Here is a 20,318-nt window from a genome sequence, read left to right on the forward strand (position 1 = left end):
TTGGGATGAATTTATCGAGAATAACAACACCATAATCGAGCCAGATACGGCTCGATTATGGGCAATTGAAAAGCAGTTAAATTAAAAAACAGTTATGCCGCTTGAGTCGCGATGGTTTTTCGCTGATTTCGAGTCATCAAGTGATAAACCACCGGCACAAAGTAGAACGAGATAAGCGTGGTTAATACCGTTCCGCCAACAATCGCGACCGCAAACGGAGGCCAGAAACCACCGCCAGCGATGATCAATGGCATAAAGCCGCCAACAGTCGTTATCGTGGTTGAGCTGATATGGCGAGTACACGACATCACAGCTTCAACGACTGCATCTACATTCCCGGAGGAAGCCTCTTTATCGAGTTTCAATTCGGTCAAAATCACAATGGCCGCGTTAATCGCTAAGCCCGCAATCCCAAGCATCGCGATAATCACCGTAAAGCCGAACGGATAACCGAAGATCCATACCGACAACAGCCCTAGTCCACCAGCCAACCCTGCTACCATGAAGATGATGCTACTCATTCGGAACGAGTTGAACGACATCACCACCACCAACACCATCAATACCACCACGACTGCGACATTCGAAATGAGACTGTTGACTGAATTATCTCGTTCAGCGGATTCACCACCAAAACCAATGGTGTAGCCTGATGGCATCTGATAGTTTTCTAGGCGTTTTTGGAATTCATTGAGCACGGTTTGAGGCAAGACACCCGCTTCAATGTAGCCCTCAATGGTATTCACACGTTGCCCATTTCGGCGGGTTATCGCGCCGCGACTGGTCGTCAATTCCAGTTCTGCCAGAGTCGAAACATTGATCCCCGTTGAGTAGACATCAGAACTGATTGGCAAACGAATATTGCTTAAATGCGCTAAGTTCTCACGCGCCTCATCTGCGACACGAACACGGATTGGTACCGACTCACTGCCTTCAATCACAGAACCACTTTCACGACCTGTCAGCGTAGTTTGCAGCATACCTGCGAACTGGTTCAATGAAATACCGTTGAGTTTCGCGGTATCTTCATCGACCTTCAACCACACCTTCGGCGTACCCGGTTGCAGCGTTTCCCTTGTGTGCGTCACATGAGGAACACCCGCCAAAATCAATCGCACATCCTCACCAATCGCTTTCAACGTATCGAGGTTTTCACCATACACTCGCAGTTCAACGGGCGCGGTAAATGGAGGCCCTTGGTTAAGCTTACGTACCAAGATTTGTGCTTCCGGCACCTCTTCATCCAACACCTTTTGCAACTGTGGAATTAGCGCATTGGCTTGGTCAAAGCTCTCTGTTTTCACCATCGCTTGCGAGAAGTATGGCGCATTATTTTGCCTTGCTTGCAGGTTGTAATAGAAAGATGGGAAGTTAGCGCCCACTAGCCAATCAATGCGCTCCACTTCAGGGTAACGATGAATGATATCGTCTATTTTCTCAGAGGTATTCTTCGTCGCATAAATGCTTGCTTGCGGCGGCATGTACACCTGAATCTCAAACATATCTCGGTCTGATGGCGGGAAGAATTGCTCAGTCAGCTGAGACATACTCCAGTAACCAGTAAACGGAACCAACAACACCAAAGCAATCGTGATGATTGGATGCGTGACGCCAAAGCGAACAGAAGATGAGAACCAGCGCGTCAAAGCAGGAATTCTCAAACCCGTCATGTACCAATGGTGCTGCCCTTTCTTATCGACATCACTGAGTTGTTTCGGCAATAGCTTGGTCGCTAAGCCTGCGATTAAGGTGTGCGAGATGATGTAAGAGCCGATCAATGAGAAAGAAACGGTAATCGCAATTCCCCCCACGAACTCACCTGATGCACCCGGCATCAAGATAATCGGGGCAAACGCCAACACGGTAGTTAAAGTTGAGCCTAATAACGGCACCCATAAATGCTTCAATGCATTCATGGTCGCTTCTGCTCGTTGTTGCCCTTTCAAACGATAAGCTTGAATGGTATCGACCATCACCACCGCGTTATCAACCATGATACCGAGCGCCACAATTAGGCCCGTCACCGACATTTGGTTAATCGGCACACTGGTCATTTTCATGATCGACAGGGTCAATAATGAGGTTAACGGCAGAGAAATGGCCACTAAGATCGCGGCACGCACGCCTAGAGTGACAAACAACACAATCAAAATCAGACCGAAACCGATCATCAAGCTTTTGCCTAAATCGTCTAAGCGAGTTTCGGTATAACCTTGCTGATTAAAGAGCACGGTCACCTTAACGTTACTTGGTAACTCTTGCTCAAATTTACCAATCAGAGCATTAGCTCGCGACGTCCAGTTATCGACTCGCAGATCAGGGTGCATTCTTGCCGCGACAATCACACCCGGCTCACCATCAATAATGGCAATCTGGTCTTGTGGGGTTTTTTCACCACGTTTCACAGAAGCAATGTCTTCCATACGGATGATGTGACCATTTCTGTCGGTGGCTATTGGCACTTGCTTAATACGTTCAATAGAATCGAGTTCAGATTTAATTTCTAAGCCAAAGCGAGAATAAGCACTGACCAATTCACCGGCGGAGTTCTTGGCGTCTGCCCCTTCTAGCGACTCAGCAATATTGGCACTTGAACGCCCTAAGGCAGCGGCATCGGCCGTACGTAAACTGATTTGAATCTCTTCTTGTGGCATCCCGTATTCATCAACGAATTCAGTACCCGACAAAGTTCTTAGTCGCTTAGCGAGTTCTTTGGCATAGCGCCCGAGTGTTAATCGGTCAGGTTCACCTGCACCAGACCAAGTTAGAGATGCGATGGTTGTGAAAGCATAAGTATGGTCGCTATCGAGATCGGGAGAATGAGAGCCCGCAGGCAAAATGGATTCGATGTCAGATAGCTTGTCGCGAGCTTGAGACCAAACCGGCTCAGGCTCGGTGATGGTGTCATTCAATTCTAAGGTGACAATAGACACGCCCGGCCTTGACGTCGAGCTCACGAGTTTAACTTCACTCAGCTCACGCAGCTTGTTCTCGATAACTTCTGTTACCAAGGTTTCAACACGCTCGGCACTGGCGCCGGGGAAACTGGTAGTAATGTTCGCGTAACGGTTGATGATCACCGGATCTTCTGCACGCGGCAACGTCATGAACGCAGAAATACCACTCACCATCAGCAGTGCAGTCATTAAGATAAGCAGTCGAGTGTTGGAAATAGTCTCTATGATTTTCATGCTATTTCCTATTCAGCAGTAACGCTTGCTGGCTTCACGGTTTGTCCCGGAACTAAACGATGTAAACTACTGGCAATCACTTGTTCACCGTCTTCAATCGCCCCACTCACGTACGCTTGTTGATTGTTAGCAAACAACACTTGAACACTTCGGCGCTCAACTTTGTTGTCTTCACCAATCACAAAGATGTTCCACACACCGCGCAATCCATCAATCAAACCCGTTAATGGCACCCAGTAGCCTTGGTCGTCAATCTGTTCGTCAAATTTCAGATAGGCAAGTTGCCCTTCTAATACCGCTGATTGTTCTGGAAACAAATAACGCAAACCGACACTGCGAGATTGGGTGTCGACCATTGCGCCGGGATTCAATAGCTCCACGGCATAATCTGTTCTCCCAACTCGGATGTTAGGCGAAGAAAGTGAGGTGACTTTTTGCATTTGGTGAGCAGGAATACCGATGAAGGCCTCTTTGCCCTCAGAAGCGAGCAGTGTAAGAGTTGGATTACCCACATTCACCACATCTCCGAGCGAAACAAAGCGCGTCGCGATGGTTCCAGAATAAGGCGCAAGCACTGTCGACTTCACCAATTTCAGTTCGTTGCCTTTTACCGATGCATCGATGCGCAACAAGTTCGCCTGCAATACGCGTTGCTCACTGGTGAGAGAATCAATCTCCGCTTCGGCACTGAAGCCTTTCGCTTTCAATGAACGTTGACGTTTAAGGTTCGCTGCCACCAAACTCAATTGAGCTTTGACCTCTTCAGCCTGCGCTTTCAGTTGGCTAGACTCGGTTTCCAAAAGTTGAGTATCCAATCGGATCAATGGCTGACCCGTTGTGACTGTGTCACCGACATCCACCAGAATCTCATTGACCTTACCCGCCAATTCAAAACCCAAATTCGCCTGCTGCCCGGCCTTTACCACACCGACATATTCACGCTGTACCGCATACGATGGAGAGCGTTCCAAAGCGACAGTTTCTACTGTTAAGACTGTCGACGCTGCACTACTCGATTCCACTGCAGCATTATCTGCATCGGATGCTGTCTCGGCTTGTGTATTTTCACCACACCCGACAAGAAGAGTCGACAACGCCACTGCTACTGCGCTTCCCTTCATCAATTTATACATACTTCCTGTTCCTATGCGGTACTCAATTATGTTCTTTTTTTAGACTAACCAAACCAAACTAGACTGTCTAGTTTGATTATGTTAAAAATAAGTTTCATGGTTAGTGTTTGATAAAACCATCACAAAAAGCATAATGCTTAGCGCCAAATGAGACACCTATAGCGGAGTATCAATAGGCACTAAGCAAAGAGACAAGCTAGGTAACGACCCAACACCAAGTAACGAGAAGCAAGCACGTGACTAAAATCATCAAGAGTGAACAGAAGAGATCGCAGATCTTAACCGCAGCCAGCCAACTTTTCTCTGAACATGGCTTCAAGATCAATATGGATCAAATAGCCAAAGCAGCGAACGTTTCCAAGCAAACGGTCTACTCTCACTTTAAAAACAAAGACGAGCTTTTCGAAACCTGCATGCAAACTAAGTGTGCCGAGCGCGAACTCAGCCCTTCTGCTTTTGATATGAATGCCACTTTGGAAGACGAATTGGTGAAGTTTGGTGTGAAGTTTCAAGATTTGTTACTTGATGAGCAGTCCAGACAGACCTTTCAAAATGCTGTGAGCCAATCCAACACGCACCCAGAGATCGCCTCTATCTATTTAGAAACTGGGCCTCAGAAAACCACCAAATTACTTGCTGATTATTTGCAGTCGAAAATAGACTCTGGTGATCTCACACTGTCGACATCAAGCTCGCCAGTCATTGCAGCACGCCAACTGTTGCTGATGTTTCACGGCAAATCGGCGTATTGGGGATTCTTCGGACACGACAGCGGAGAATCTGAAGAAGAAAGACTTCACTACACTCGCGAATGTGTCGCGCTATTCTTGAACGGCAACCAGCCTCGTTAATTGTAGCTCTATCTTTGAATAAAAAAGGCACAGAGAAATTCATCCTCTGTGCCTTATCAATCATCAGTCACTCTCAGCAATAACAGCGATCGGTTTATTGGGTATGTTCCACAACGATCAGCTCATCGGTATTGAAGCCACGCTCTTTCGACATGGCTTTAAACTTCTCCATCACTTCTGGTGAGACTTCAGGCGTTCTTGCGAGTAGCCATAAGTAATCAGTGTCGGGCCCAGAAACAAACGCGTATTGGTAGCCCTCTTTGTCTAATTCAAACACGACATAAGCGCCGTAGAAAGGGCCAAAGAAAGACACTTTCAAATAGCCTTGTTCAGAGCCCTCAACGAAGTACGCTTTTCCTTCCGCTTCGTTCCACTCACCTTCTTCCGCCGAATAACCACGGTTAATCACCTTCACGCCGCCATCATCACGAAGGCTGTATTCAGCGCTGATGTTGTCTAAGCCACGCTCAAACGAGTGATCCAAACGAGCCACTTCGTACCATTTCCCTAGGTATCGTTCCAACTCAAACTGTTGAACAGGCTTTACCGTTTCGGGCATGCCAACACAACCACCCAATAAGATCACGCTAAGCAGCAATAATATTTTTTTCATCCTAACCTCGACTTGTTTTTATTAGTAATGCGAGTAAGTCTCTTGAAAACATAAACTTACATCCTTGGTAATACGTTAAATCCATTTTTATAGCTCACTTAACTGTAATTTATTCAGAACCTTATGTGAATTGTTTAGTCTGCGAATGGATTCGCAATCCTTTATTGACGAGCTGTATTCCCACAACCACCTCAAAAGGCACTGGAATTACATTCAAACAAGAGAGCAACCAAGGACACTTTATTATTAAAAATTCACGATATGATTCTCGCCACTCGCTTTCTATACTTACTAAACCGTGGAACATGGAAGACATAATAATGAATAACAAGCTCACTCTGCCACGTACTGCATGGATAGCATTACTCACAAGCTTATCGGCCGTAGCGCCGGTGCTTGCACAAGCCAACACCGTTGCCCAAGCGCAAACAGCAGTTCAAACACAAACACCAGTTCAAGCGCAAACATCTGTTCATAACCAAAGTGCTGACCAGATCTTTATCAATGCTGATATATACGGGCATCGTGAGTCGGACTCGATCGTTACCCACAAAGGCAAGATCATCTTCATTGGTAACCAATCACAGGCGCAAACTTTTCAAGGGCAAAGCACTGATGTCATTGATTTAGACAATGCCTTTGTCCTTCCGGGATTTATTGATAACCATAACCATGTGTTTGAAGCCGCCTCAGAGCTGGGTGGCAATTGTGAACTCGACTCTGAAGCAACGTTAGAAGAGCAAATCCCCTACTTAGAAGCGTGTAAGATCAATGCTGATACCGATGGCAGAGGTTGGCTTATGGGCTATGGTTTTTCTTTGGAAGCGACGCTCGATAGCGACTCTGACTACACGCCACTAGAGATCATCGACAGTGTCTTCCCTAATCGCCCCGTGGTGCTTATGGAGCAGACTTCACACTCGATGTGGGTCAACTCAAAAGCACTAAAAATCGCTCGAATCAGCCAACAATCTCCAGACCCACAAGGCGGTGTTTATTTAAAAGACCAAGACAGCAGCAAGCTCAATGGCATCTTGCTAGACAATGCTGGCGATCAAGTGATGGAGATGGCTTGGAATAGCCAAAGTGAACTGTTTGAGCAAAGCTACCAAGGCTTAATGTTCGGGCTTGAGGAAGCGGCAACCCACGGCATCACCACCATTGGCGACGGTCGCATGTATTGGAAACGAGGTTGGTATGACGTTTGGCTAGAGGCCGAGCAAAATCAAGACTTAACGGCGCGAGTATCGCTACGCCCTTGGGTGTACCCATCGATGGTGATGTCTTCTCAATTAGAAGTCTTTGAGAAAATGCATTCCGACGATAAAAGCCATCTGTTACTTGTCGATCAGGTGAAAATGTACAGTGATGGCATCTTTATCAATGGCACCGCCAAAACACTCGCGCCCTACTTAGATACTTATCTACCCCAGTCTCCTAATGGCTTGAACTATATTCCGCCAGAACAAATGAAAGAATGGTTAACTGCGCTCGAGAAAATCGGCTTTAGCGCCCACATTCATGCGATTGGTGATGGAGCGGTTCGTGAATCTCTTGATGCGATAGAAAGTATTCGCAAACAAGGTTCAACCAAACCCTACACCCTAACCCATGTCGAATTAATCAATGATGAAGATGTGCCACGCTTTCGCCAGTTAGATGTAACTGCAGATTTCCAAGTTGGCTCTGATTACGTTGCAAGGCATCAACACCAATGGGCCGAAGCTTTCCTTGGTGCTCGCCGTGCCAAAGCCATGATGAACCTCGATGCAATACTCAAGACCGACGCCAATATCACCTTAAGCAGTGATTGGAACGTACACGACATCAACCCATTGGTCGGCATCGCGAACAGCTTAATCATGGGCAAAACCGGCCTAACCGATATCTATACCGCCATCGACGCTTACACGCTCAATGCCGCCAAAAGTCTTGGGATTGAAGACGTAACAGGTTCTATTGAGGTAGGAAAATCCGCTGACTTCGCCATTCTCGACCGCGACATCACCACAGTGTCAGCAAGACAAATCGCCAAAACTCAGGTGTTGATGACGGTGTTACGCGGGAACGTGGTTTACGAAAAATAGAGCCAATTCGCGTATCGAATTGGTTATCGCAACTCAAACGAAAACGAGCCAGCTTATTCAACTGGCTCGTCTGTTATTCACATCTGTATTTTAGTTCTGTTACGCGTTGGTCTCTTTAAGCGCTTTCACATGTGAATCTTGTTTGTCATCCAGAGCAAAGTAGATCTTCGATACAATCACTTCAGCAACCAGAATCGTAAATACCACAGCGAAGAAAGCAACCACGCCGCCCCAAGGTCCTGTAAAACTCACCTTATCTCCGAACAGAAGGTTAATCGCTTCTAGCATCACGAATTTTGAGCCCACCAAGATAATGTAAGTGGTGATTGATCGGTACACCTTAGGTGCAGTGCCCGGCTTGCTTTTGAAGTGTTCAGCAATCTTGTGCTCTAAACCAATAGAGAGCTTCAATAATAGCTGCAACAACAACGCCGCAATCAAAGATATAGTGAAAGACTCAATGTTGACGAAGTCCCAGTACTCATCGAAGAAGTTAAGCACTACTAAGTCCACCAGCACGGCTAACGTGTAACCTACGAATAGACGTTGTGGTGTGTTGAACCCGTAAACTTTGTCTGATTTAGTCATTCTGTCTCTCTCTAATCTAATTTGATAAGTCGCCTTGATTTGAAATACATCTTAGCGTTCGAATCGAAGCAAAACTTACCATTTCATGACATCGCCAACATTCATTCCTCAAATTAATGATTCGACAAAAATCCCCTTTGCCTCTCTTATAGCAATAGCAAAAACACGCCCAATTCATCACTGTCACCAAATGGCCATTCATTAAATGCTGCGCCCCATAAGATGACTCCATCAGCGACACACACTCATTTCCAAAAGGTGCAGACTATGAAAAAGCTAATCACTAACGCGAACGTATTTAACGGTGTTGAGAGCAACTTAATCGAGAACGTATCGATCCTCATCGAAGATAACTTGGTCACTCAGATTGGAGAGATTGACCCAACGATTGCCGATGAAGCGATTGATGCTCAAGGTGGCACGGTCATGTCAGGCCTGATTGATGCGCACGTTCATATCACTTTATCTGCACCATTCAATGTCATTGATACCATGACGCGTGAAGAAGTGGCGATTCGCTCAGCAAAGATTTCTGAAGAGATGTTAATGCGTGGCTTTACCACCATTCGTGATGTAGCAGGTAACACGCTTGGCCTTAAAAACCAGTATCGACAACGGCTATGCCACTGGCCCACGTATTCTGCCTTCAATGGCAGCTATCTCACAAACCTGTGGTCACTCCGATTACCGTCAAAACCAAGCACAAGAGCGTTTAGCAAACGGCCATGAAGACTCACCTATGAGGAAGCTTGGCGCAATGAAAGTGGCAGATGGTCGTTCAGAAGTCTTAAAAGCGGTTCGCGAACGGCTATTTATGGGCGCATCCCAAATCAAGATCATGGCGGGTGGTGGCGCATCTTCAACGTTTGATCCGCTAGACACATTGCAGTTCACATCTGAAGAGATGAAAGCTGCGGTTGATGCCGCTTCAGATTACGGCACTTATGTCGCTGCGCCGAGCCGCTGAAGCGGGCGTGATGTCATTCGAACATGCGACTATCATGGACGACGACATTGCCGAGATAATTAAAGAGAAAGGCATTTGGGTGATTCCTTCTTACTTTACCTCTTCATTGATTGCAGAGCGTAAGATCCCGCTGCCGAATGAGGAGACATACCGCAAGACAGAACGTGTAGGTAAAGCCATGTTCAAATCGGCAGAACTGATTAAGAAATACGACATTCAGAACATTGCTTTTGGTACTGACTGTGTGGGCGAAACCAACGTTCATACGACACAATTAAATGAACTTGGTGCGATTGAGCAAGTATTCGATACCATCACCGCGCTTCGCATGGCGACATCAAACTGTGGACGTTTGTTCGAGATGTCGACTTATCAACACCCGTACCAAGAAGGCAAACTTGGTCAAGTGGTTGAAGGCGCGTATGCCGACCTATTGATCATCGATGGCAACCCACTGGACAGTGTTGCTTGTGTGGCAAACACAGAGACACAAAAACTGATCATGAAAGACGGCAAGGTATATAAAAACACGCTTTAGTGTTCAATATACTCACTAAGTAATGAAACCTCTCAGGCAAGCAAGCGAACTTTATAGTCGTTTGCTTGCCTTTTTATTAAGCGCTGTTTTATTGCTACTATTAAACTCAGGTTATTGATTTATGGATAAATCGGGGTGGGATAAGGATGAAATTAGAATGAAGCTATTACTTACTGCACGCTTAATCAGCACAGTGCTATTACTCAGTTCACTGCTGTCAGGGTGCGGTAACTTTAGAAATCTATCTAATGAGATACAAGCCATCGACTCCATAACCAATCAATACATGGTTACCTTGAATCAACATGCCTCCAGTTCTGCCGTGGTGATTGAACAAATCAAAGACATTAACAAAGGCGAGGTTGATGGCTACGATGGCATCATAGACAGTGACAGCATTCACTTACATGTATCGAATAACAACCACTACCTACTTATCTTTGAAGATAAGAATCAAGACCTTACCCTACAAGCCGATGAAGCTTTCAGTGTAATCAACCTACGTGATCACCAAGACAGATCAACAATAGAAGTCTCACTAACGGTTAATGAGAGTGAAGCCCCAAGAGCGTTTGTTGATCGTTCACTATCTTCACTGTTAAAAATCGAATTGGATTTGATCGACATAGGCACAGTCGTGAGCTTGGAAGCTCCACCTTTTGACAGAAAAAATGGCAAACTCGGCATGTGGCAGCCGCTGACCTTTTTGCTCGAAGATAACGCTGGGCTCTACTTTCTGTCAGAGTTCGACCCAAACAAAATCCCGATCTTGTTTGTGCATGGCATCAACGCCACTGCGTTAGATTTTGCCCCACTGATTGAAAAAGTCGACCAATCTAAATATCAGATCTGGGTCTTTAACTATCCTTCAGGCTTGTCTCTGGCTTTGAACTCCAAAGGCCTGAATAACCTCATGCACACGGTGTTAACGGAATACAAAATCCAACAATTACATGTTGTGGCACATAGTATGGGCGGGCTTGTCGCCACCAACAGTCTTCGCCAGTGCCGTATTGGGCAGCTATGCGATTTTGTAAGCAGCGTAGCCACCATATCTTCGCCGTTTGGTGGTGTCGAGTCTGCTAAACAAGGGGTCGAGTACTCTCCCGTAGTAATGCCGGCATGGGTTGATTTAAATCCAGACGGGAAATTTATCGCTGACTTATTAATTGACAGCAGTAAGATTCACATTCCCCACTTTTTAGCCTTTGGTTATAACTCGGGCGACCTATTTAATACCAACAGCAACGATGGTGTGATCAATTTATCAAGCCAATTGTCGCGCCCAGCCCAACTCCACGCGTCACAAATCCTCGGCTACAACGAAACCCATTTGAGCATCTTAGATAACGATGACCTTTTTGAAGACCTGTCCGAGTTTTGGTTAAGAGCTGAAGAAGCACATTGATTTATGATTCGGTGCACTAGGCGGCGTAGGTAAATCAGATATTAAAATTGGAACGCTTAGGCATTCCAATCTTTTGGGTGAAGCGTAATGTTTTTCTGAATTGAGAGCATTGATATCCTGTGCGTTCGGGCTGATTTCGAACACCCACCCCCTCTAACTCCCCCTCCAATTAAGTTTATCCCCCCTCTAGATTGACGACCGAGGGGGAGAACCTTCTTTAGCGCTGAATGTGTAACTGCACATGTAACGATCTGTATTCAGTTCCTCCCCTTTCTACGAACCACAATGGATTGTAGATACTGATTAAGGGGAGGCTAGGAGGGGATTTTTAGTAGGACTAACACGGATTTGCCCCTTTTCTACTTAGAGTTGATGCTCTTCGCTAAACTAGCTTGCTGAGATCGACCAAAGATTTCTAATGCTAAAATCTGGTATGCACGTAGGTGACGTTGAACCTGAATCTGTTTACAGTAAGATCTCATGCCCGAATGGAAAGATCTATATTGGAAAAGATCCCCCCAACAGCAGCAACCGTTGGGAAGGGGGATAAAAGTGAGTTAACTCTGTCAACTTACTAGGTGGGAGGATTTTGCTACCATGTTCTTGAAAAGCCTAAATAATTGAATGAGCGACTGTCGCTAAATAAAATATGAATATCATCAATAGCAAACCACCACCCAAGCGATGAATACTGTAAGCGGCCCGCTCCGTACTCGATGATTGTGATTTAAGTAAGGGAACAGTGAGCATGCCACCTAATACCACTGTTAAAAGAATCATGTAAGGGACATCTCGGCTAAAAACTTGATCTGGAATGATTAACTCTTTGCCTAATATCGAAGGTATAGCGATTACACCCAATAAATTGAAAATATTCGAGCCGATTACAGTAGCAAATACAATGTCGTACATTCCTCTTCGTACTCCAGCAATCGCTGCGGCTAGCTCGGGTAAGCTTGTCCCAAATGCAATTATAGTCAATCCAATGGTAAGTTCGCTTAAACCAGCAAATTGCGCCAAGTTAACGGCGCCCCATACCATTAACCGTGATGAGATTAAAAGCAGTAGCAACATGGCTAAACTTTCCCAACCCGCTCTTTTTTTAGTTAATGGCAAGAACTCGAGATCATCTTCAGAAACCTCACCTTGTCTTACGGACTTAGCTAAATAGAAACAGTATACGGCTAGAAAAATCACCAATAATAGACCGTCTGTAATATTTAGCTTTCCTGTGGACATCAGTGCGCTACAGATCAGCATTGATCCTGCCAATATCGGAAACTCTTTTTTGATAAAGCGCTTGTTAGCTTGGATGGGAGCCATTAACACAGCAATGGAAAGCACAAGACCAATATTAATAATATTAGAACCAATACCATTGCCTACAGCCAACTCTCCTGCATTATTTAAAGCAGCAACGGCGGATACGAGTAATTCGGGGGCCGATGTTCCAAACGCAACAACAGTCATACCTATAAAAATCAATGATATGTTGCAATGCTTGGCATAGGTTGCAGATGCAGAAATAAGCCGATCTGCACTGAATGCCACTAAAACTAAGCCGATTGATAACGCTAACGATGGGAGTAAAAAAACAGTCATAGAATAAGTATTCAGAGGGCTTATAACAAACACGAACAACCCCACACTTAGCCCTCGCATAAAGTGTGTAAGTTGTTCGAGTCTCGCTGGGTAGGTACTAAAAACTACTGGTTGCACCATGACGTCTGGTCAAATATGTTGACACAACCTTTTGCAATGCTAGCAAAGCAAAATAGCTACTCCCTCAAACTGGTGAAGACTATAAACGCATAGAGCTAGAAAAGCAATTTGCAGTACGTAGACTAATCCGTAATTTGCTAATTTAGCAAAACCGTTGACACACTTTTGTCCAGAAACGTTTTTAAAATTGATCAAACTCTATTGTCCTCCGACAACAATGGCTAGATATAGAGCGAGCATAGGGTCAGATAGAGTTTAAAAGTAGGTAGTGGTTAGGGGGGAGTTGGTGATCTTAATTACACATCCCTGTGTAACGTATTTTGAATGTCAGCTGGCTTTAAAGAGCTTCATAAATTGACTAAAGCGTGGAATCAGGTTTTGCACAGTCGGCGCATCTGGAATCTCATTTACAAAAATCATAAAGCGCTGTGCTTTACTTTTATCACCTTGAGCAGTCCCTGCTAGTATTGCTTGAGCTAAAATTACATGCTCAGCGGTAACGTCCTTATTCGAAAATTCGTGAATCAACATAGAAAATCCTAATAAGTATAAATACGGATATAATAATACAATATATTGATGTTTATATCGATAGCTTATGGCATTCATCAATGTCAGATTTGTGTAAAAACAATACTGGACAGTGAGCTTAGTGACTTTTCATACTTATGCTAATTCGTGATTTGCTAATACTTGGTTCTTCGAAACTCATTTATGTCCAGAAGCTTCGTAGGATGAATTTTCACCTTTGGCACTTCCTATCTCGAAAGTGCCTCAAACGTTTCATTAGGTATGGCACGAGTAATACAGCTAGCTAATGTGAAAAACAGGCACATTGCTCACCAAACAGCGATAAACAAAAATTCGTTTCCAAATTTTGAAATAGACCCAGTAAAGCGCAGTGTTATTTTTTGTTATTGTGGATCTACATGCCCAGAACAAGTATAGGACTGACCATCAACACCACGAATAGCGATCTGGTAGTTCAGCGCCAATCCATTGCCGACGATGTCTGACAGGCCCTCAGTTTCTGGATTGTTCATGCGATCGTGGTACATCTGACAAACGTGTTCTTCACCATGCCATTTTCTTTGGTCGTGATGATCGTCGTCGTCATTGATGTATAACGGATACCATCGATTTTCGAACTGGCTTCGGTAAGTTGGTCGTGGTCTGCGTGTGTGATAATTGGGTCAGACACGAATACGTTCGCAGCCTTTACCTTTAAGCTGGTACAGCCAGTAATTGTCATAAGTGCAAGTGCGATAGCTGTTAAACCAATGGTTTTGATTGAGGTCATTTCATTGTCCTGTTAGTCATTCTGTCTGGGATTTACTATAAACAATAAAACACTGTATTATTAGTTCAAACTATGAATGCTAACTTACCGATAATGGAAAGCCGCGACTAGGATTGGTTACTTGTTTAAGACTGCTCTAAGTCTAACTTTTCACGTGGTTGGTCGTGAATGTCCTTGGGGGTTCGTGCCATAAAGAGCTATGTTAGATCTGGCTTATCCATAAGCTTTGTTAATTTAGAAAAAGCGCAACTCAATTTTATCCAAATCCAGTTCAACACGACCCAAAAACAAAAAGGGATTGGTATCTCTACCAATCCTTTCACTACTTATTTATAAAGTAACGGCTCTTATTCTCTACAAACTCTCAATGGCTTTCTGTACCGCAGGGCCAATCTGACGCTTACGCGAAGTTACACCTTCTAGCGTCAACATATCGCTTGTTGGTTCAGCATTGAAAGCAGATTTGATGACTTGGTAGTCACTTTCATCCACCCAAAGTAAGTTTGCTTCTTTGTTCTTAGTGTCTGTGATAGAGAAGAACAGATAGTCTAGCCCGTTCTCTTCTTTGTAGGCTTTCATAGCCGCCAAAAGCTCATCTTTGCGGTCAATCAATTGCTGAGCCGTTAGCGTTTCAGCCACACCGATACCCACCTGTTTGCCACCGTATTTAAAGTTTTTGTAATCCAGCGTCAGAATGGTTTCAGAAGAAAGATGACTGAGATCCGACTTAGCAATCAGCATCTGTTGGCCGAAATCTTCGATATCTGAAATACCTGCAACTTTTGCCAGTTTTTCAGCATATTCACGATCATGCTCAGTCGTGGTTGATGATTGGAATACCACAGTGTCAGAAAGGATCGCGCCTAAGCCTACACAAGCAAGGTGCTTAGGTAGTGTCACATCCAGCTTTCAGCGTTGTCAGCCAGAATAGTTGCAGCCGATCCCCAACCTCGAATATCCATTTCGACAATTTGTGGGGTGTTAATCGGTGAGCCACCAATTGCGTGATGATCAACCACAGCAACAATCGATGCTTGGTCGATAGTTGGTGCTAGTTGAGTGACTTGATTGAAGTCCACCAGCCCCACTCGGTATGAAGAGTAATCTGTCTCTACGCGTGGTGATTCAGCATTACAGTAGTTCAAGATGAAGGTGGATTCTGGATTGATAGGCTCTGGTACTGTCGCTGTACCGCCATAGATATGAGCCGCGAGCATCGCAGACATTACCGTGTCGCTGTCTGGGCTTAGGTGCCCTGTCCATACGAGATCTTCACTGTTTTCATTGGCAGATTGTTGAAGACTGAAAGCATAGCTTGCTGAGCTAAAAGACATAATTAGGGCTGCAACGACAGGGGTTAGCTTCACGGGTATTTCCTTATTTGAATGCGATATAGAAGCCCATAAGCTAAACACCAAAAATTTCAGAACCGTGTCACTAATATTTCAGATTTACTTCAGTGAGTAACGAAATGTAATTTCCCTCTCTTTGAGAGTCTTCTTCTCCCATCAATTGTACCTCCCCCTTTCTATTACACGCCCGCCACAACCAATTTTGGATTAGTTCAGCTTTTCATTATTTCACAATAAATTTCAATGAACCCTAATGATAAGAAAGCTAAGATACTGATTTATTTACCTCATAACATCATCAACCCACATATTAGAAATAAGATAATCTTATTAAAAATGGATTATCGAAAGGCACAAATAAGGCTACAAAGCAGCCTTATTGAGTAAGCATAAATGAGCTATTGATTCACCGATATCGAGGTTTTTTTCCTCCCCTTCCCGTTGCTGGTAAGGGAGCGGAGATGTACACCAAGGGGAGGTTAGGAGGGGATTCTAGTGTTTGTATCGAAAGGTGTTGCTGTCATCAATAATCTCAATTTTGACTTTTACTACGCCTTTCTTAACGTCACCAATTTGAGAAAATGCTTTGTGGGAAAGGTCAATCACTCGGCCTTTTACGTAAGGGCCTCTATCGTTAATTTTGACATCGACTGACTTGTTATTGGCTGTATTGGTCACTCTCACGATAGTCCCAAATGGCAAGGTTTTGTGAGCGGCTGTATAGGCGTTTTTATTATACGTTTCACCACTTGCCGTCAGTTTTCCATGGAATTTATCGCCATACCAAGAAGCCACTCCCACAAGCGCATGTGAATTGGCATAGCCCTTTGTTTTTGAAGTATCGACGGCCGCATGTGACGAGCATCCGGCAAGCAAAGTAATAAGAAAGGCGGCAAAGATAAGGTTTAGTTTTTTCATGCTATTTCAGTAGATCTTCTTCATGTAATGTTTATCTATTTTCATTGTAGTGCGGTTCAGCAGTATTGAACTGAGTATTATGAGTTCTCAGCGAAGGCTATCACTAGTGTGATTGCGCAATGTTTTCATGAAGCACGCTCGCTTCAGTCATATTCATGAAAGGTTTTATCTTCAAAACGTCAACTTTAACAACGTCTTAAATCTGTATATTTCTTAATCACTTCATGTAGATAAGTCACTCAGCCAAACATCCAAATACAAAAAAGGATTGGTATCTCTACCAATCCTCTCTATGGGATGTTTCGTTTTTCTGCCTATGGTAGGTAGATAACGCAATTGTCCGTAATCAGTCACCTACGCTTCTTCTCGGCTGTATAAGTTACGCTTTACTGGTTTGTACCGAACTTGCCACAGGCTTAGCTTTAGTTTCAGGCACCAAAGACATCAACCCGGTAATCACAAGCGCAGCGATGCCCGACATGGTTACTGGTGAGCCAAATATGCTTTGCGCTAGCTTGGGTGCTTCTTTCAATAAGTCAGGCACTAGCATTACTCCAAGTCCTAAACCTAATGAGATGGCAATCGTCATGATTCTGCGGCGATCCAGCTTTTCATTTGCAATAATCTTGATGCCCGCTGCGGCAACTGTACCGAACATCACCAATGTCGCCCCGCCTAATACAGGTTTTGGAATCGTCATTAATACCGCGCCTAAGATGGGAAATAGCCCTAACAGAAAAAGAATGGCTGCAATGAAGTAGCCAATGTAGCGGCTCGCGACTCCGGTAAAATGAATCACACCATTGTTCTGGCTGAAGGTCGTATTTGGAAAAGTGTTAAATACCGCTGCGATGAGCGAGTTCACACCGTCACCTAGCACGCCCGCCTTGAGTCGATTGATGTATTTTGGCCCCTTAACTGGCTGCCCTGAGAACATACTGTTGGCGGTAAGGTCGCCCGTCGTTTCAATAACAGTAATCAAGTAAATAAAAGCAATAGGGAGGAAGGCTTGCCAATCAAAAGCGAAACCATATTTAAATGGGACAGGAATACTCAATAGCGGTTGAGATGCAAAAGAAACCATTGGCGCTTTACCCATCAGAATAGCAACGCCCCAGCCAACTACCAACCCAACTAAAATCGACGACAGCCTAACCATATTATTGTTACTCAGGTTAAGCACGACTATGGTTCCGAGGACGATGGCACCCAACATCAGATTGCTTCCAGAGCCAAAATCTTCGGCACCAACGCCACCAGCAATATCTGTGACGCCAACTTTAATCAAAGAGATGCCAATTGTGGTGATAACGATTCCGGTTACAACTGGGGTGATCACCACTTTCAACTTTTCGATAAAACGCGATAGGACAATTTCTACAAACGCACCGAAGAAACAAACGCCAAAAATGGTGGCGAGCATTTCATCCGGCCCACCGCCATTCGCTTTAACAAGGAAGCCCGCACCTAATACAGATCCCAAGAACGCAAAGCTGGTTCCTTGGACACAGATCATCCCTGCGCCAACTGGCCCTATTTTTCTCGCTTGAATAAAGGTACCGACCCCAGACACCATGAGTGCCATGCTGATCAGATAAGGAATGTGCTCACCCAACCCAAGCACACCGCCAATAATGAGTGTGGGCGTGATAATACCAACGAAACTGGCTAATACATGCTGCAACGCTGCGTAACTGGCAGCTCTGACTGATGGTCGATCGTCTAATCCGTAGATCAATTCACTGTTCTGTTCCATGTGATTTCCTTTATGTATTTTTTATTGTATACAATTTACATAAAGACAATAGAGCAACATATATGCCAATGGTTTAACATCATACTTATCAATCAGTTAAGTTTCATCTTTAGCCAGTGCTGCACTATAGAGCAACACTGTCGGCTTGTTTTAGTGCAACAAAGAGCACAAAGCACTCCTTTGACCAGGTTTATCCGTAACCTTCCACTCAATATCGCAGACACAAAAAAAGGATTGGTATCTCTACCAATCCTCTTTAGGGGGTGTTTCGGTTTTCTACCTTATGACAGGTAGATAACACTATTACTCGTAGTCAGTCGCGTAAGTGTCTTCGTATGTGTGCGAGTAGAATTCGAACAGGTTGCCAAACGGGTCTTCTAGGTAAACCATTTGTGCTTGTTTTAGTTCGTCTTCTGGGTGGTAACGCATGATGTCCATACGGACCTTACCGCCAAACTCTTCAACACGTTTAATCGCTGAATGAAACTGCTCTTTTGGAAGCTGTAGACAGAAGTGGAAAATACCTAGACGTGAGAAATCAACTTCGTGACGCTCTTGACGATCTTTCATTTCGAACAGCTCAACACCGATACCATCAGATGTTACTAGGTGTGCAATGTTGAAGCCTTTGAAGCCTTCGCCAAATACTGCGATACACATACGTCCGATTGCTGATTCACGCTCTTCCATAACCTTAGTGTTGTTCATTACGATTCTTAGACCCAGAGCCTTAGTGTAAAACTCGACTGCTTTATCCATGTCGCCCACCATGATGCCTACGTGATTCATTTTCATAACTTGCTCCAAATTCGTTTTTAATTCTGTGCTTTCCGAAGAGTAGCTTCGGTGTTTCGTTTCGATGGAGAGAGTATATGGAGATAATAAGATTAACTGAAATTATCATAATTTATATTAATGATAATTTTTTGTTATTTATAGATAACCATGAGATCTCAGAACACTTAAAGAAGCAGTATCTACATAGATGTTCACGCTATACATAGATGCTCACACTATAAATAGATGCTCACGCTAATAGAGATAAGCCTTATGTAGAGAACAACCTAAAAAGCGTAGCTACCCAAATAGAGCGGTGCCCGCTTTGATGGCTTTTGTTGATAACTTTTATCGATAGCCTTCTTCTATCAAAGATAGGATTTGCCTATTGAATCTATAGAAATGTCCGATTTCACTAATTTTCGGTGGCAATGCAATATATCTACATCGACGCGGGATAGCGTTAAACACTATAAATTAGAAAGAGAGTCAAATCATGATCAACACAGAAATCAAACCATTCAACGCAACAGCATTCAAAAACGGCGAATTCGTAGAAATCACTGAGCAAGACGTTAAAGGCAAGTGGGCTGTATTCTTCTTCTACCCAGCAGACTTCACGTTTGTATGTCCAACTGAGCTAGTTGACCTACAAGACAAATACGCAGAGCTTCAATCTCGCGGCGTAGAAGTTTACTCAGTATCAACTGACACTCACTTCTCTCACAAAGCATGGCACGATACTTCTGACAAAATCGGCACTATCGAATACTTCATGGTAGGCGACCAAACTGGCAACATCACAAATAACTTCAACGTTATGCGTGAAGGTCAAGGCCTTGCAGACCGTGCAACGTTCCTAATCGACCCTGAAGGCGTTATCCAAGCAATGGAAATCACAGCTGAAGGCATCGGCCGTGACGCAGAAGACCTACTACGCAAGGTTAAAGCAGCACAATACGTAGCCGCTAACCCAGGTGAAGTTTGCCCAGCTAAATGGAAAGAAGGCGAAGAGACTCTAGCTCCATCTCTAGACCTAGTAGGCAAGATTTAATCTAAGCCTAGCTAACAAGAATAGCTAAACGGTTCTACAGGCGCGCTTCGGCCCCCCTCCTAA

Annotated in this window: 16 protein-coding genes and 2 pseudogenes; 6 read left to right on the top strand and 12 right to left on the bottom strand. The window is 44.4% G+C overall.

Annotation, left to right across the window (positions count from 1 at the left end; all coding sequences use genetic code 11):
* Nucleotides 1-92 precede the first annotated feature (92 nt).
* Together AB4133_RS03095 and AB4133_RS03100 are read right to left on the bottom strand one after the other, a co-directional pair.
* Entirely contained in the window at nt 93-3,191 is a 3,099-nt protein-coding gene (locus AB4133_RS03095; RefSeq protein WP_372223944.1) for an efflux RND transporter permease subunit, read from the bottom strand.
* An 8-nt stretch (nt 3,192-3,199) separates the two neighbouring features.
* Complete coding sequence (locus AB4133_RS03100) at nt 3,200-4,324, bottom strand: efflux RND transporter periplasmic adaptor subunit (RefSeq protein WP_372223945.1); 1,125 nt, start codon at nt 4,322-4,324, stop codon at nt 3,200-3,202.
* A 236-nt stretch (nt 4,325-4,560) separates the two neighbouring features.
* Between AB4133_RS03100 and AB4133_RS03105 the strand changes: the two genes are divergently transcribed.
* Complete coding sequence (locus tag AB4133_RS03105) at nt 4,561-5,175, top strand: TetR/AcrR family transcriptional regulator (RefSeq protein WP_050634724.1); 615 nt, start codon at nt 4,561-4,563, stop codon at nt 5,173-5,175.
* A gap of 94 nt (nt 5,176-5,269) precedes the next feature.
* Here the strand turns inward: AB4133_RS03105 and AB4133_RS03110 are convergent, their stop codons facing one another.
* Entirely contained in the window at nt 5,270-5,788 is a 519-nt protein-coding gene (locus tag AB4133_RS03110) for a lipocalin family protein (RefSeq protein WP_102321372.1), read from the bottom strand.
* 320 nt (nt 5,789-6,108) lie between these two features.
* On the opposite strand from AB4133_RS03110, the gene AB4133_RS03115 reads away from it, so the two are divergent.
* Complete coding sequence (locus AB4133_RS03115) at nt 6,109-7,875, top strand: amidohydrolase (protein ID WP_372223947.1); 1,767 nt, start codon at nt 6,109-6,111, stop codon at nt 7,873-7,875.
* A gap of 99 nt (nt 7,876-7,974) precedes the next feature.
* On the opposite strand, the gene AB4133_RS03120 is transcribed toward AB4133_RS03115, so the two are convergent.
* Nucleotides 7,975-8,463, bottom strand: coding sequence for a hypothetical protein (locus tag AB4133_RS03120; protein ID WP_372223948.1), 489 nt, complete (start codon nt 8,461-8,463; stop codon nt 7,975-7,977).
* A 267-nt stretch (nt 8,464-8,730) separates the two neighbouring features.
* Between AB4133_RS03120 and AB4133_RS03125 the strand changes: the two are divergent.
* The 3 genes and pseudogenes from AB4133_RS03125 to AB4133_RS03135 all read left to right on the top strand — a co-directional run bounded on the left by AB4133_RS03125 (nt 8,731) and on the right by AB4133_RS03135 (nt 11,926).
* Nucleotides 8,731-9,968 (top strand): annotated as a pseudogene (locus AB4133_RS03125) (amidohydrolase family protein).
* Nucleotides 9,969-10,125: 157 nt separating this feature from the next.
* Entirely contained in the window at nt 10,126-11,376 is a 1,251-nt protein-coding gene (locus tag AB4133_RS03130) for a lipase family alpha/beta hydrolase (RefSeq protein WP_372223950.1), read from the top strand.
* A 418-nt stretch (nt 11,377-11,794) separates the two neighbouring features.
* On the top strand, nt 11,795-11,926 hold the full coding sequence (locus AB4133_RS03135) for a hypothetical protein (RefSeq protein ID WP_372223952.1): 132 nt from the start codon (nt 11,795-11,797) through the stop codon (nt 11,924-11,926).
* Nucleotides 11,927-11,988: 62 nt separating this feature from the next.
* On the opposite strand, the gene AB4133_RS03140 is transcribed toward AB4133_RS03135, so the two are convergent.
* The 8 genes and pseudogenes from AB4133_RS03140 to AB4133_RS03175 all read right to left on the bottom strand — a co-directional run bounded on the left by AB4133_RS03140 (nt 11,989) and on the right by AB4133_RS03175 (nt 19,219).
* Nucleotides 11,989-13,011 carry a calcium/sodium antiporter gene (locus AB4133_RS03140; protein WP_372223954.1) on the bottom strand — a complete coding sequence of 341 codons (1,023 nt, stop codon included), beginning with the start codon at nt 13,009-13,011 and terminating at the stop codon, nt 11,989-11,991.
* 414 nt (nt 13,012-13,425) lie between these two features.
* On the bottom strand, nt 13,426-13,629 hold the full coding sequence (locus AB4133_RS03145; protein ID WP_102420170.1) for a pyrophosphatase: 204 nt from the start codon (nt 13,627-13,629) through the stop codon (nt 13,426-13,428).
* A 383-nt stretch (nt 13,630-14,012) separates the two neighbouring features.
* Nucleotides 14,013-14,156, bottom strand: coding sequence for a hypothetical protein (locus AB4133_RS03150; protein ID WP_258186473.1), 144 nt, complete (start codon nt 14,154-14,156; stop codon nt 14,013-14,015).
* On the bottom strand, nt 14,138-14,398 hold the full coding sequence (locus tag AB4133_RS03155; protein WP_372223956.1) for a hypothetical protein: 261 nt from the start codon (nt 14,396-14,398) through the stop codon (nt 14,138-14,140). Before AB4133_RS03155 ends, AB4133_RS03150 begins: the two co-directional genes overlap by 19 nt.
* Nucleotides 14,399-14,752: 354 nt before the next feature.
* A pseudogene (locus AB4133_RS03160) lies at nt 14,753-15,765 on the bottom strand (manganese-dependent inorganic pyrophosphatase).
* A 477-nt stretch (nt 15,766-16,242) separates the two neighbouring features.
* Complete coding sequence (locus AB4133_RS03165; RefSeq protein ID WP_017068116.1) at nt 16,243-16,668, bottom strand: septal ring lytic transglycosylase RlpA family protein; 426 nt, start codon at nt 16,666-16,668, stop codon at nt 16,243-16,245.
* 379 nt (nt 16,669-17,047) lie between these two features.
* A complete protein-coding gene (locus tag AB4133_RS03170; RefSeq protein ID WP_372223958.1) occupies nt 17,048-18,424 on the bottom strand; it encodes a uracil-xanthine permease family protein in 1,377 nt (458 codons plus the stop codon).
* A gap of 303 nt (nt 18,425-18,727) precedes the next feature.
* Complete coding sequence (locus AB4133_RS03175) at nt 18,728-19,219, bottom strand: VOC family protein (protein ID WP_010439712.1); 492 nt, start codon at nt 19,217-19,219, stop codon at nt 18,728-18,730.
* Nucleotides 19,220-19,697: 478 nt separating this feature from the next.
* Here AB4133_RS03175 and ahpC point away from each other — a divergent pair, with 478 nt between their 5' ends.
* Nucleotides 19,698-20,255 carry an alkyl hydroperoxide reductase subunit C gene (gene ahpC, locus AB4133_RS03180; protein WP_016798107.1) on the top strand — a complete coding sequence of 186 codons (558 nt, stop codon included), beginning with the start codon at nt 19,698-19,700 and terminating at the stop codon, nt 20,253-20,255.
* Nucleotides 20,256-20,318 lie beyond the last annotated feature (63 nt).

The organism is Vibrio sp. 10N.286.52.F8 (genome assembly GCF_041468745.1).
GTDB classification, from domain to species: domain Bacteria; phylum Pseudomonadota; class Gammaproteobacteria; order Enterobacterales; family Vibrionaceae; genus Vibrio; species Vibrio crassostreae_C.

Excerpts from the sequence above, each read along its gene's own strand:
- AB4133_RS03130 (WP_372223950.1), top strand. The coding sequence starts at position 10,126 with ATGAAGCTATTACTTACTGCACGCTTAATCAGCACAGTGCTATTACTC.
- AB4133_RS03120 (WP_372223948.1), bottom strand. The coding sequence starts at position 8,463 with ATGACTAAATCAGACAAAGTTTACGGGTTCAACACACCACAACGTCTA.
- AB4133_RS03165 (WP_017068116.1), bottom strand. The coding sequence starts at position 16,668 with ATGAAAAAACTAAACCTTATCTTTGCCGCCTTTCTTATTACTTTGCTT.
- AB4133_RS03155 (WP_372223956.1), bottom strand. The coding sequence starts at position 14,398 with ATGACCTCAATCAAAACCATTGGTTTAACAGCTATCGCACTTGCACTT.
- AB4133_RS03110 (WP_102321372.1), bottom strand. The coding sequence starts at position 5,788 with ATGAAAAAAATATTATTGCTGCTTAGCGTGATCTTATTGGGTGGTTGT.
- AB4133_RS03115 (WP_372223947.1), top strand. The coding sequence starts at position 6,109 with ATGAATAACAAGCTCACTCTGCCACGTACTGCATGGATAGCATTACTC.
- AB4133_RS03170 (WP_372223958.1), bottom strand. The coding sequence starts at position 18,424 with ATGGAACAGAACAGTGAATTGATCTACGGATTAGACGATCGACCATCA.
- AB4133_RS03150 (WP_258186473.1), bottom strand. The coding sequence starts at position 14,156 with ATGTACCACGATCGCATGAACAATCCAGAAACTGAGGGCCTGTCAGAC.
- AB4133_RS03095 (WP_372223944.1), bottom strand. The coding sequence starts at position 3,191 with ATGAAAATCATAGAGACTATTTCCAACACTCGACTGCTTATCTTAATG.
- ahpC (WP_016798107.1), top strand. The coding sequence starts at position 19,698 with ATGATCAACACAGAAATCAAACCATTCAACGCAACAGCATTCAAAAAC.
- AB4133_RS03145 (WP_102420170.1), bottom strand. The coding sequence starts at position 13,629 with ATGTTGATTCACGAATTTTCGAATAAGGACGTTACCGCTGAGCATGTA.
- AB4133_RS03175 (WP_010439712.1), bottom strand. The coding sequence starts at position 19,219 with ATGAAAATGAATCACGTAGGCATCATGGTGGGCGACATGGATAAAGCA.
- AB4133_RS03100 (WP_372223945.1), bottom strand. The coding sequence starts at position 4,324 with ATGTATAAATTGATGAAGGGAAGCGCAGTAGCAGTGGCGTTGTCGACT.
- AB4133_RS03135 (WP_372223952.1), top strand. The coding sequence starts at position 11,795 with ATGCTAAAATCTGGTATGCACGTAGGTGACGTTGAACCTGAATCTGTT.